The organism is Bacillus cereus group sp. BceL220, from assembly GCF_051776965.1.
GTDB lineage: Bacteria > Bacillota > Bacilli > Bacillales > Bacillaceae_G > Bacillus_A > Bacillus_A cereus.
In genome coordinates, this window is record NZ_JBPWBC010000004.1 from 183,279 (window position 1) to 196,647 (window position 13,369).

Consider the following 13,369-nt stretch of genomic DNA (forward strand, 5'->3'; position numbering starts at 1 on the left):
ATTAATTATTTTCTTGTCAAAATCCAATGAGATTATTTAATTTAAAAATATAAAGCCAATATATCCCTGTTCTATAATTAGAACAGGGATATATTGATATAGTTTAATTTTTAACATTACATACTTTATTTTGCTAAAAAATGCAATAAGTTTCCTTTCAAAATAAATTATAGTAAATTATTTTACTTGTACCGTATAATTCCCTGTTCCACCACCATACTTATATACACTTAAGTAATATTTCCCTGGCTTTGCATTATAATTTCCAAGCAATTTGTTTCCATCACGTTTTGTTGCATAAGCTACATAATTATTTAGATCTGATTCAGAATATAATACCCAGTTCAGTCCAAGATTTTGTTCGTTCGTAACAGAAATTTGTAAATCTTTTTGATCCTTTACATCAATAACAAATTTATCCCCCTGATCTTGATCGCTCAAGGTTCCTCTTAACAAAATATTCAAAGATAGTGGGTTTGCTGTTTCAAATGAATTATTTGGTTCTTTTTCTACAGCCGTACCTTCTTCCGTATTCACTCCGCTAAACACAACATCATATTCATATTGCCCAGCATTATTTACACGGTAATTTACAAAATAAGCAGTCAATGTTTTATATCCAGTCCACTCTTTTCCTGAAAGACGTTTCAACATATCATTTGTTGCTTCATTCATCACTTTCCAGTCCTCAACTTCTCCTTTAGCCGCACTTCCTGTATATGTCCCCTGTAGTGTAAATGTATTAAAGAATTGTGATTTATTCTTTGTTACTTTCACATCTTTTAATTTCGCTTCATTCGTAATATCTGAAGTAATGTCCGAAAGCGATTTTGGATCATGCTGAGTTAAATACTCATCTGATACTTGTGGAATTGTATACTTATCGCGATTATCAATAAGCATTTGCATATAAGATTGATATTCTTCATTTAACTTATTATCTTTGCTTAATGTAGCACGGTATGCATCGTAACTTGAAACATTATTTGCGCGAATCAAATCATGCACTTTATCGAACATTTCAGGGCGCTTATTATACATATATGATTGCAGCGCAAATGAATAATTATAAAAATCCCACGTTCCATATTTCGCATTTAATGTTTGTGATGCTGTATAACGTTTTGCAGGATCATTAGATAACCCACCAATTATACTTTTTCGCGGTACTACACTATCTAATCGCGTTGCACCTGCAAAGAACTCTGCGTTTCCTTCTTCAAACCATGTTAAACCTTCATTTTGATACATTTCTCCTTGTCCCCATAATCCCTGAACTTCGTACCTTCCCTGTAAGTAGTGCGTAAATTCATGGCGGAACAATTCTTCCAAACTATAAATACTTTGCTCTGGTGTACGTTCATATGTAAAGAAAGTCCCTGTCCCTTCAATATAAATCCCACCATTATTCGTTTCATATCCGTACAGTTGACGATTAAATTGATACTCATCTGGGCTATTATAAATAACCATCGTTAACACATCATCAGCATGTCCACTTTCAAGTGGTTTATCGCTACCAACTGTACGATAAAATTGAGAACGCACTTCTTTTGCCGCCCAGTATAGACGTTTAATTTTCTCTTCGCTAACTTTATCCCCAGCTTTAAAGACAATTGCTCCATCATCAAACGTATACGTTTTCGGTAAATATTTCTTTTTACCCTCTTCTCGAATTTGATCTAAATTTACAGTTTTTCCGTTCGCATCTATTCCTCCATAATTTGTAGTAATTTGTTCTGCCGCAACAAAGTATTGCTCTCCTAAATATGGATAAATTCGCATTGCATCTGTAACAACTTGTTGTCCTTTTGTCGGCGTGCTATGAAGCTTGCCCAATCGTCCAGCATAGTAAATTCCATTATTAATTAACCATCCGTTTTTATTTGTTACTGTACCAAGTAGTGCAAAACGATTTACTTCATTAATAAAGTTATCAATATTTCGAAACCACATCGTATCTTTTGGCTCTTTTCCAGTCGTGTACATATCCGTCTGAATATCAAAGTCAATTCCCTTCATCAACTCATATATAGCGTCTCCTTTTGTTCGGTCTTCAATGAAAGTTGCAAGATTATCATTATATTGTTTAAAAATTTCACCTGCATATAAAACCGTTTCAACATCTGCTGATGCATTTCCAATTAATTTTCCATATGATGCAATTACTTTATTTTGTTCTGATGTACCAAGTTTGAAATTTGGATTTTTTGCAATTGTTTTTAAAGCTGGTAAACATTTATCATGGTAGCTACGCTCATTTAGTTTGCTTAATTCATCATGGTAAAAACCTAAATAAAATGCTGCACGTAGAGCTTCTACTAATGTTTCAATCCCTTTTGAATCATCTTTCGTATAAGCTTGTCCTTGTTCTGCTAGTTTATTAATAATTGCTTGCATTCGACTATCATCTTGATAGAATTTAAGACTATCACTATTAAACTGAAATAATTCTGGAATTTGATACCATTTAATTGTCACAAGAAGATCAGTTAATTGTTTATTATTTAATTGATTTAACTCAGCCATTGAATACTTTTTTTCTTCAACTAACGGTTTAATATTATCGTTTGGTGCTAGTGGACGCTGCGATAAATCCGCTAATTTTAACCGTTTTGTAAAAGATGCATTTTCTTGTACTTTTGAAGGGTGCGCCAATTCATCAACAGATTTCTGTATTCCTACCGGCTCCATTTGTAATACGTTCTTCACATTTTTCTCTTTTGTCTCTGCTTGAATTTGCAAACCATTACATGTTATTGTCACTAGTCCAACACCAAGAATCCACTTAGAAATTTTCGAATATTTAACCATACCATTGCCCCCTAATAATTTAAAAGAAAATTCAGAATTTTCAAACCGAAAACCTACTTATTTGTATGTATTTACAGTTCCGCTATAAATACAACTATGATTAATAATGCAATAGTAGCTTGTTTTATACTATTACGAGTACAGATTCCTTACATACAATCTCCCTTCCTTACATTTAATACAAGCAAAAACTGTGCCAATCATATTTCTTATGCATGGCTAATATTCTTTTATAAATACTGTAGAATAAAATATACATAGGTGGTTCGGCAATGTATAAATCATTTGACACAAAATCTAATGTTTATGAAGAACAAATTCATTGAATAATATAAGTTCATTATCCAGTAAGTAATTTCCAACTGACTACATCCCCAATTTTTAAATCTTTCAAAAAAAGGTAAACAAACATATTCCATAAAGCTAATATGTTCGTTTACCTTTTTCTATTTCAAATCAACAGCAAAATATCGTTGAATAAAAACAGCATGAATACGTATTTTGTTATTCATTTCTCTTTTTCATATAATCTTTTTCACATTGCAACGGCTTGAATTTCACTTTTTTCCCTTTCTTCTTTTTCGTTTTTATAACGAGCCATTCCCCTTTTTCAACGTCTAGTTTTAGGCTTTTCATTACATTGATATTATCGTTTTCTTTATAAAGTAAAAATGCTTCTTGCGCCCTCACAAATAAGCTGGGCTGCTCGCTAAATCCACCACTATCATAAATTTTAGTTAGCGAATTATAATAAGAATCATTTTCCTTTCCACCATACATCAAATGAGCAGCCTCCAGATCCCTTTTACTTACTTCCCAAAAACTATGTTTATCAATATTTAAATTAAATGTGGATTTAATGTCCTGTATTATATTCTTCACATACTTTTCGTCTCGAACTTTTCTTTCTTCGAGACAATCCGAAGATAACTTTGGTGCATCTGATTGGGAATGTACAACGTGTTGTATCGATACACACAGAATAAATACGCTTAAAATGTAAAATATTTTTTTCATATTTACATATCACCTCAAATGATTTAGATACTATATCATTTGAGGCTTACAATATTCTTATGCTAATAATAAGAAAGATCCTATAAAATAAAATTTTTATAGGATCTTTCCTTTTAATATTGCTTTATCAAATTCACGGGCGGGGCAACTACCTTACTACTTTTCACATCATATAATCCTATAGGTGTTACTCGTATAAAAGGCAAGTGCGTCGCAGAAAAGAATAAAATTGTAAATGCTGGATCATCATACGCGTAGCCACGCTCTTGTAGTAATTTCACCATCTGTTTCTCTTCCTGTATTAATTCACTCATTTTTAAATTAGACATAATCCCGAGCAATGGTAATGCTATTTCGTGTAACACTTCATTGTTTTCTGCTACGACCATTCCACCACCGATCTCTTTTACTCTACGAAAAGCTGTAAGCATATCTTCTTTACTTTTTCCAATGAGAATCATATCACCTGTGCCGGAATAAGAACTAGCAAGACCACCTAATTCTTTCGCAAAACCTTTTACAACTGTATTTACTCGCCAATTACCATCACGAGCAATCATCATGAGGAAGCATTCATCATGATCTGTGGATAATTCATCACAGTCTATATTGATTTCACTAGTATATGGTTTTGTAATAACGTTATTTAATAAGTGTATCCCCGTTTTATTAGAGAAAATCATATCCTCTTTTTCTATTGACCAATCTAATGATAATGGAGTTACTTTATATTTACTCCAGTCTATATGTAATGCTTCATGCGTATTTACACCGTCACACTTCACCCATTTTCCCTTTGCAAGGACACTAATTGGTACTGGGTTTTCTTTACTTACTAAAATATTGATATTAGCAATTCTACCTGTCGCAATCGAACCATGTACATGTTCCATATTATAATAGCGAGCAATATTATAACTTGCCATATGGTATGCATCTATTACTGGCACTCCTTGTTTTATCGCGGTAGAAATCATTACGTTTGTCATTCCATTTTCATAAAACGAAGGATGTGAGCCGTCTGTAGTAAGTATAAATCTATCAAACTGTTTCACGCCTAATTCCAACAATTCTTTTAATAAAACTTCTAAATCCGGTCTAATGGAAGAATTTCTAAGAGAAACGGTGTAACCTTGCATAAGACGAGTGAAAGCTTCCTGCCCTGTCATCGCTTCATGATCACAATCTGTACCTAACAGTTTTAACTTCGCTAAAGTCGTTTCAGATGCACCCGGAAAATGGCCTTCTACTTTCTTCTGCAATCGCTTCGTTTCCTGCACCCAAGTTAACATTTCATCATCACCATGTAATAATTTTGGCCATGCTGTTAACTCCCCACCTTGAAGAACAGCTTCTTGTTTCAGCCATTCTATTATTTCTTTACTATTAAACAAAGATTCCCCGTTTTGCAATTCAGTCTGTCCATCAAAACGGCACCACCAATACATAGTAGCTGGAATCTTTTTAAATTCCTCTAATAAACGAAATGATTCTTCACGTTTTAATGTGAAAAATAGAGTTAAATTATCATTAATAAAAGTCGTTGTCCCAAATTGCATCGCATGATTTGCTAGCGTCTCTGGGTTATACAACTGATATGGATGTGCATGCGGTTCTATGTAACTGGGAACGACATACTTTCCATCACAATCAATGACTTCACATTTATATAGTTGCTCTGGCAACTTTTCTCCTACATATATAATACGGTCATCATAAATCCAAATATTTGCTTGCATCCATTCACGTATATAGGAATTTAAGTATGTTGCATTCTTTAATAATTTGTGTGGACTTCTTGTACCGTCTATTATTTCAACATGTTCTCGTAAATGCTTGTTACTCCATCTAAACTGATTTTGTCCCAATGTATTTCACTCCAAATCAATTTACTTTTTTTATTAAAACAAAATAATTAACAAACTAAAGTATTATCCATTCATAACTCCCCTGTATAGCCCCTATACATCTCATTATATGGAATACTCTCAAAAATAACAATTTTCAAAACAAACAACACCTCTTTGTCCCACAACAAAAAGGATGTCATGCAACTGACATCCTTTTTATACTAAACTATAAGATTGAATTGCACTTTGAAATACACTTATATCATATTTATGTTCTACATATACTTAATACCATATCATGAATGTTAATACTGTTCTTATTTGTGAAATTTAAAAAGCATCTCTTTTATTTACAGCTATTGCAGAAACCTATTCGCTTTTTCTTCATCTATTTATTAAATTCAACCTGCACCATTTTATCAAACTGTGTAAGAATATCAACCGGACCTAAAGAATTAACATTGACAGCAAATGTATGCTTGCCTCCAATTACTCCACCAGCAAAAGTCATAAACCCAGGAATTGATCCTCCGTGCCCCCATACTGAGACACCATTTGGAAGTTTAGTCTCATAGATTCCAAGACCATATCCATCCCCAACCCCTTTTCCTTCTACAGGAACTGTAGTAAGCATTTCTTTTAGCTCGCGTTCCTTCAGTAACTTACCACCGAGTAAAGATGAAAAGAATTTGTTTAAATCATCCGCATTAGAAATCATATCTCCAGCTGCATTAGCTAAACTCGGATTATAATACGTAATGTCTTTCAACTCGCCTGTTTCTTCCATTTTCACATATCCACGAGCATGATTCTTTCCTGGGATGACGGGTGAATTTCCTGGTAAAAACGTATTTGGCAAGTCCAGAGGTTCAATAATTCGCTTTTCAATTTCTTCCGCATAACTATTACCAGTTATTTTTTCAATAAGCATTCCCAATATTACATATCCTGTGTTTGAATACAACCAGTCTTTGCCCGGCGAGAAATCTGGAGGCAGAGAAAGGCCTATTTTCACTATTTCTTCTGCTGTATACGTTTTTTTCGAATTCATTACGTCAGCGTCTTTTGACTTTAAATATTCAGCGATACCACTCGTATGATTCAAAAGTTGTCGTATCGTAATTTGATTTCCATCATACCCATTTCCTTGCACGAGACCCGGCAGCCACTTTTCAATTGGATCGTCAAGTTGTACGCGATTTTCTCCTACTAATTGAAGAACAGTCGTGGCGGTAAAAGTTTTCGTCACACTACCAATCCGAAAGCGAAAATCCGATTTCACCGGTTTCTTTGTAATTAAATCCGCCACGCCAGCAGTATAACTATTAACTTTCCCTTCATTAGACGTCTTAGCTAATACCCCTGGTGCCCCAATTTGTATTGTTTCCTGCATTACTTGTTTCCATCCATTCCGATTCTTTTGATTAGGTTCTTGTGACGAATTAGAAATATTTTGAGTAGACTCTGCTTTCACAGTAAAACCAGGTGTAAATAGAGTAGTACCCGCTAATAAAACTGCTAAACTTGCCAACTTAATTTGATTACGTGTTTTCATAAGGCTTTCTCTCCTCTATTAATATCGTATTGATTCAAGCTATACTTTCATCCTATACGATAAATCTCTCTTTTTTCTTATTCATTCCTTACAAAATACTTACGTTTAAATTTAAATAGGGTAAACTGAGGTAGAGTTATGCATGCAAATAAAAAGAGAACATGTTTTCACTTTTTATGTAAACATGTTCTCATAAACATTTAAAATTCTATATCAGCTTTTCATCCTATTCTTTACACAACTAATCTAAATTCCTTTTTACCAGCCTGCACTAGCATTCATACCATTTCCAATAATAGAAAGTAATAACGGCCATAATACTTCTAAATGTAAGAAATACATTTAGAAGTATGAGCATACTATATCCAACGGTGAAATTGTGATTTTTACGATTAACAAATACTAAACTGATTAATGATATTATAGTCGTTAAAAATAATACTAACATTAGCAACCAATACCACACCATTAAACTAAGACTCCATGGTGTTAATAGCTCATGTATGATGCAAAATGAGATTCCTAATACTGCAAAACTAAAGCTAGTCACCGCTGTTTTTATAAGCCATTTATTTAATTTTTTATCGTATGTATTTTTACAGTATAAATCTATTAAAGTATATAAAGATAAATATGACATTAATACGCCTATCCAAGATAATAACCAATCACCGTCCCCTTGAAATAATAAGAACAGCAACCAACACATACCTACTGCTGAAAAAACAAAGGAAATAAGTATGCTTTTTAATACCGATTTCATTATAGTTCACACCCTTAAAAAATTTAAAAATAAATTATAAGTTATTATTTACATACTGGCCGTGTAACTTTTAACTCTAATACATTTCTTTTTCTTTCTATTTTAATAAAACAAGGATAAATACATTAAAAAATTAAATATACATTAACACAAAATTAAGTATAAGTAAAACAAATTAATTTACACTTAATTTACTTCACTTATTTAAAGGTGATTACATACATGAAGAAGAATAATAATGTTGATTAAAAAATTGTAACAGCATTAACTAATATAACCATTTCAACCTTAAATTGAAATAAAAAAAGATGACCTCAGCCACACGCTAAAGTCATCTTTTTCTACCTTCTTATTTTACTAACTCTCCATTATAAGCTTTTATATTAAGCGGAGCAGTTAAAAATTGTGCTGCTTTACTAACGAAAGATGTGAAGTGTTCACTCGTATTATGGCTCGCAACTGCTGCTTCATCTTTCCATACTTCTACCATCGTATAAACACTTTCTTTTTCTGTATCTTTATATAAGTCATAAGATACATTTCCACTTTCTTCTCTTGAACCGTGAATGAGTGGCTGAATTTCTTCTAAAAATGCTTGTTGTTTTGCTGGATCTACTTGAAATATTGCGTGAATAATAATCATGGTGCTTCCCCTCTCATCTTTCACTTATTGAAGTTCTTTTATAAAATTATTTCCACTCAGCAACTTTTTCAACTGGAAGACGTACTGATTGGTAACCACTATCAGCAGCTTTTCCGATTGAAATTAACATAACTGGTACGTAGCGTTCTTTATCTAATCCAAATGCTTCTGCGATTTGGTCTTTTTCAAATCCACCAATTGGGCAAGTATCATAACCGTGAGCACGAGCTGCTAGCATAAATTGCATCGCTACAAGACCACCGTCAATTAATACTGTATCTTTCATTACTTCTGGTGTAACCATTGAGAAGTAAGCTGAAAGTTTTTTCATTTGATCTTCTTTTACTTCAGCTGGCATTAAACCACGCTCTACTGCTGTACCGTAGATTTCTTCTGCGTTATCAAAGTTGTTTAAGTCACCGAATAAAGCGATCATTGCTGAAGATGTTTCTACTTGAGATTGATTGAATTTCGCAAGTGGCGCAAGTGTTGCTTTCGCTTCGTCACTTTCAATCACTACGAATCTCCATGGTTGCATGTTTACTGAAGATGGTGCAAGTGTTGCTTCTGTAAGAATTTCTGTCATTTCTTCTTTGCTAATTTTCACTGAAGGGTCGTACTTACGAATTGAACGACGTCCTGTTAAAATTTCGTTAAAATCATTTGTTTTTACTGAGTTAGTCATAGTTGTATTCTCCCTTTTTTATAATTCTTTTATATTTTCTTGAATGTGGTTTAACATATTTAAAAGATTGTCGCGTTCTTCTTCACTTAATCCTTTAAATGCAGATGCTGCAAAACGTTCTTTTTCCTCTTGAAACGCTTGAATTTTATTTCGTCCCTCTTCAGTAAGAGAAACTAACGTAATTCTGTTATCATCTGGATTTTTACGTCTTACAATCATTTCATTGGCCTCAAGCTGCTTTAAATGCCTCGTTATCGCAGCATTATCAATATTCACTTCTTGCTGAAGTGCTTTTTGACTAATTTCACCTACTTCATATAACTGAAGTATAAGCTCTAATCGAGACTGGCTCATACCCGTACACCCTTCAAATTTCGAACTTACTTCTTTATTTAGAAAGTGTAATTTATATAAAATAATCGCTTCTTTTGAGCATGAACTTGTCAAATTACCCCTCCTTTACAATCAAAATAAAAACATTTGATGCATCAATAGTTGATATGTCAATTAATATAATCTATATCGATTTAGAATGCAAGCATTTTGTTTTCATTTTATTTTTTCCAAATTAAGGCGCTTTGTAGCGTTACAAATAATGTTAATTGCACTATAATAATACTCATTTAAAGAACTGGAGAGTGATTGATAATGCGGCAATACACAAATAGAAATGAGGAAATGAAAATGGAAAATGAAATGAGGATATTGATATATGACAACAATAAATATAGGGATTGTCGCGCACGTAGACGCTGGCAAGACGAGTTTGACTGAGCGTATTCTTTATGAAACGAATGTGATTAAAGAAATTGGCCGAGTAGATAGTGGTAATACACAAACTGACTCAATGGAATTAGAAAGACAACGCGGAATTACGATTAAAGCATCTGTCGTTTCTTTCTTTATTGATGATGTAAAAGTAAATGTCATTGATACACCTGGACACGCTGATTTTATCGCTGAAGTGGAGCGATCATTCCGCGTTCTAGACGGTGCGATTTTAGTTATCTCTGCCGTTGAAGGTGTGCAAGCACAAACAAAAATTTTAATGCGAACATTACAGAAACTAAACATACCGACAATTTTATTCGTTAATAAAATTGATCGTAGTGGAGCAAACACTGAAAAAGTTATGAAACAAATAATAGAGGTTCTTTCAAATGAAGCATTCCCCTTCTACTCTGTTCTAAACGAAGGAACGAAAGAAGCCCGGATCATTGAATATAAATCATATGACGATTGTATGGAACTGTTAGCACTATTTAATGAATCATTACTTGAGTCATATGTAAATAACGAAATAATACCGGACGCACTATTAAGAGAAAAATTAGAACAGCAAATACAGCAAGCAAGTGTGTATCCAATCTTTTTCGGTTCAGCAATGACAGGTATAGGAGTAACAGAACTACTCGAAAAACTTCCGGCCCTAATGCCAGCTCATGCATCGGCTCAAGAGGAACTATTATCCGGTGTTGTTTTTAAAATTGAACGTGAACCTTCTGGAGAAAAGGTTGCTTATGTAAGAGTTTTTTCAGGTAGCTTACACGTTAGAAAATATGTTGATATACAGCGCTGTAAATCTCTATCCCATAAAGAAAAGATTAAAAAACTGTGCCTATTTCATAATGGAGATGCCGTTCAAACTACTACCGTTTCTAGTAGTGAATTTTGTAAAGTGTGGGGACTGAATGATATTAAAATTGGTGATATTATTGGTGAACGTACGGATTATATAAAAGATATTCACTTTGCCGAACCACAAATGGAAGCTTCCATTGATGCAGTATCAAAAGAAAGAATTCATGATTTATACGCTGCACTTATGGAGCTATGTGAAGAAGATCCACTTATTAAAGTGTGGAAAGATGATGTTCATAATGAACTATACATTCGCCTTTTCGGTGAGGTACAAAAAGAAGTAATTGAAACAACACTTTATGAGAAATATAATTTGCAAGTTACTTTTTCAAATACGCGAGTTGTATGTATCGAGAAACCAATTGGCTTAGGCAATTCTGTTGAAGTAATGGGTGAAAAAGAGAATCCATTTTACGCAACAGTCGGATTCAAAGTTGAACGTGGTGAACTTAACTCTGGCGTAACATATCACTTAGGAGTTGAACTCGGATCACTACCTTTAGCATTCCATAAAGCGATTGAAGATACGGTATTTCAAACGTTAAAACAAGGATTATATGGATGGGAAGTTACAGATATTATCGTCACGTTAACACATACTGGTTATGCTAGTCCTGTTACAACAGCAAGTGACTTTAGAAATTTGACACCGATCGTATTAATGGATGCTTTAAAGCAAGCTGAAACATATGTATATGAACCAGTAAATGAGTTTGAATTAACTGTACCGGAGCACGCAATTAGTACTGCAATGTATAAACTCGCTGCCGTTCCAGCAACTTTTGCAGAGCCTATATTCAATTACAATTCTTATCAGTTAACAGGATCATTACCTGTTGCGAAAACAGAGAGTTTCAAACGAATACTACATTCATTTACAGAAGGAGAAGGCATATTTACAACGAAGCCAGCTGGTTTCACAAAGCTTATGGCTCCCTTCCCTACTCGAAAACGTGTTGATTATAATCCGCTGAACCGGAAAGATTATTTGCTTCATGTGTTGAAGGCTTATTAAAAGTAAAAGAGGTGCAATTCGCACCTCTTTTTGCATGTATTGATGAATTAGTTTTTCCTAACAACTTCTTTAAGCTTTTCTATTATATTTGCTATCGCTTCAATTGAATTCTTTGTTTCATATTCCCCAACATTTACAGAATGATTTGCGTTTTTAACAACATCAATCGTTAAAGTTGTTTTATATAACTGATCAATTTGATCTGCATTGTATTGGTGATCTTTATCCCCAATAACTAAAAGCCCTTCGTGACTACTATGTAAGATAGAATCAAAAATTGTATCAAACGTCAGTAAAGGTGTAAGTAGCATCATTTTTGACTGCGCGAATTCTTCTCTCTTCATTAAATCATTTGCAATCGGAATTGTTCCGAGTGATTTCCCTAAAAACAAAGTCTCGTTGTATTGCTCATCTTTTAATACTTCTTTCATTATAGGATGAATATCATCCATCATTACTTTCGTTACTTCTTCCATCGGTTTATTCATTAATTGTCCATCAAAGGAATAATGAATATGTATAACATCTATTTTATGTTCAAGCATTAACATCGTTGCATAATAAAATAACGGTTTATCGTAATTGTATCCTGAACCTGAGAACATAAAGCAAATCCTACTAGAACCTTTTTCGATATGTGTGTAACGAATTACTTTATCATCTATATGTATTTCTTTTTTAGTCCCCTTCACCCTTTTCCCCTCCGAATACATTTAATTTTGTAAAACGATATGTTCTGTATGAACTGCTATATCCTTTACTTTCTCTTTTATAAATGCAGGCTGTAAGTTATATGCATCTAACTCTTCTACCGGCACCCACTTAAACAAATACGTTCTACCCTCTTCTTCCAAAATATATTGATCCGCTCCATTCGCAGGTAATTCATGTAGCTCTACTTCATAATAAAAACTAATCTCATGAAACTTTCGCTCAGAAAGTGTAAAGAAATTTTCTACTGTCCATATTAATCTCTTCCCTTTCATAGGAACAGCTAGTTCTTCTGCAAGTTCTCGTTTTAACGCAGCTTCACTATTTTCTAGCATTTTTACTCTACCGCCTGGTACATACCAATAATCTTCCCCTTTGTTTTGAAGAATAAGTATTTTATTATTCTGTTTACAAATTGCTCCGACTCGGTAATTAAAACATGTTTCCTCAACTTTAAACGTAAGATCCACACCCATTCCCCCTTACATATTTTTTAAATAACGAACCATTACAAAACTAATATGTATGTGCTGTACAAATAAGATTACTAAATTTCTCTAGTTCGTTCAATAATTTTCGAACTTTCCAAAAACGATACACATCATTTGTCATCACAAGTATAAATACATATGTCAAAATTACTGCGCACACTTTGGAAGCATTATGGGGGACGAA

10 protein-coding genes and 1 pseudogene are annotated in these 13,369 nt (G+C 33.4%); 1 reads left to right on the top strand and 10 read right to left on the bottom strand.

Annotated features, from left to right (window positions below; genetic code table 11):
• Nucleotides 1-177: 177 nt before the first annotated feature.
• From colA to ACS2FK_RS13100, 8 genes and pseudogenes are all read right to left on the bottom strand, one after another.
• On the bottom strand, nt 178-2,814 hold the full coding sequence (gene colA, locus ACS2FK_RS13065) for a collagenase ColA (protein WP_063547732.1): 2,637 nt from the start codon (nt 2,812-2,814) through the stop codon (nt 178-180).
• A gap of 504 nt (nt 2,815-3,318) precedes the next feature.
• Nucleotides 3,319-3,831, bottom strand: a complete 513-nt coding sequence (locus ACS2FK_RS13070) for a hypothetical protein (RefSeq protein WP_063547734.1) — start codon at nt 3,829-3,831, stop codon at nt 3,319-3,321.
• 113 nt (nt 3,832-3,944) lie between these two features.
• Nucleotides 3,945-5,699: an adenine deaminase C-terminal domain-containing protein gene (locus ACS2FK_RS13075; protein ID WP_063547736.1), complete on the bottom strand. Its 1,755-nt coding sequence runs from the start codon at nt 5,697-5,699 to the stop codon at nt 3,945-3,947.
• Between the two features lie 370 nt (nt 5,700-6,069).
• A complete protein-coding gene (locus ACS2FK_RS13080; protein ID WP_063547738.1) occupies nt 6,070-7,236 on the bottom strand; it encodes a serine hydrolase domain-containing protein in 1,167 nt (388 codons plus the stop codon).
• A gap of 258 nt (nt 7,237-7,494) precedes the next feature.
• Nucleotides 7,495-7,999: pseudogene (locus ACS2FK_RS13085) on the bottom strand (DUF3902 family protein).
• Between the two features lie 349 nt (nt 8,000-8,348).
• The gene (locus tag ACS2FK_RS13090) at nt 8,349-8,642 is read right to left on the bottom strand and encodes a putative quinol monooxygenase (RefSeq protein WP_000583805.1); all 294 of its coding nucleotides are present in this window, start codon (nt 8,640-8,642) and stop codon (nt 8,349-8,351) included.
• 46 nt (nt 8,643-8,688) lie between these two features.
• A complete protein-coding gene (locus tag ACS2FK_RS13095; protein ID WP_063245372.1) occupies nt 8,689-9,327 on the bottom strand; it encodes a nitroreductase family protein in 639 nt (212 codons plus the stop codon).
• Between the two features lie 18 nt (nt 9,328-9,345).
• Nucleotides 9,346-9,774, bottom strand: coding sequence for a MarR family winged helix-turn-helix transcriptional regulator (locus ACS2FK_RS13100; RefSeq protein ID WP_000204172.1), 429 nt, complete (start codon nt 9,772-9,774; stop codon nt 9,346-9,348).
• A 265-nt stretch (nt 9,775-10,039) separates the two neighbouring features.
• On the opposite strand from ACS2FK_RS13100, the gene ACS2FK_RS13105 reads away from it, so the two are divergent.
• Nucleotides 10,040-11,983, top strand: a complete 1,944-nt coding sequence (locus ACS2FK_RS13105) for an elongation factor G (protein WP_063547740.1) — start codon at nt 10,040-10,042, stop codon at nt 11,981-11,983.
• Between the two features lie 47 nt (nt 11,984-12,030).
• On the opposite strand, the gene ACS2FK_RS13110 is transcribed toward ACS2FK_RS13105, so the two are convergent.
• The gene (locus ACS2FK_RS13110; protein WP_109737082.1) at nt 12,031-12,696 is read right to left on the bottom strand and encodes an alpha/beta hydrolase; all 666 of its coding nucleotides are present in this window, start codon (nt 12,694-12,696) and stop codon (nt 12,031-12,033) included.
• Nucleotides 12,697-13,164, bottom strand: a complete 468-nt coding sequence (locus ACS2FK_RS13115; RefSeq protein ID WP_063547744.1) for an NUDIX hydrolase — start codon at nt 13,162-13,164, stop codon at nt 12,697-12,699.
• Nucleotides 13,165-13,369 lie beyond the last annotated feature (205 nt).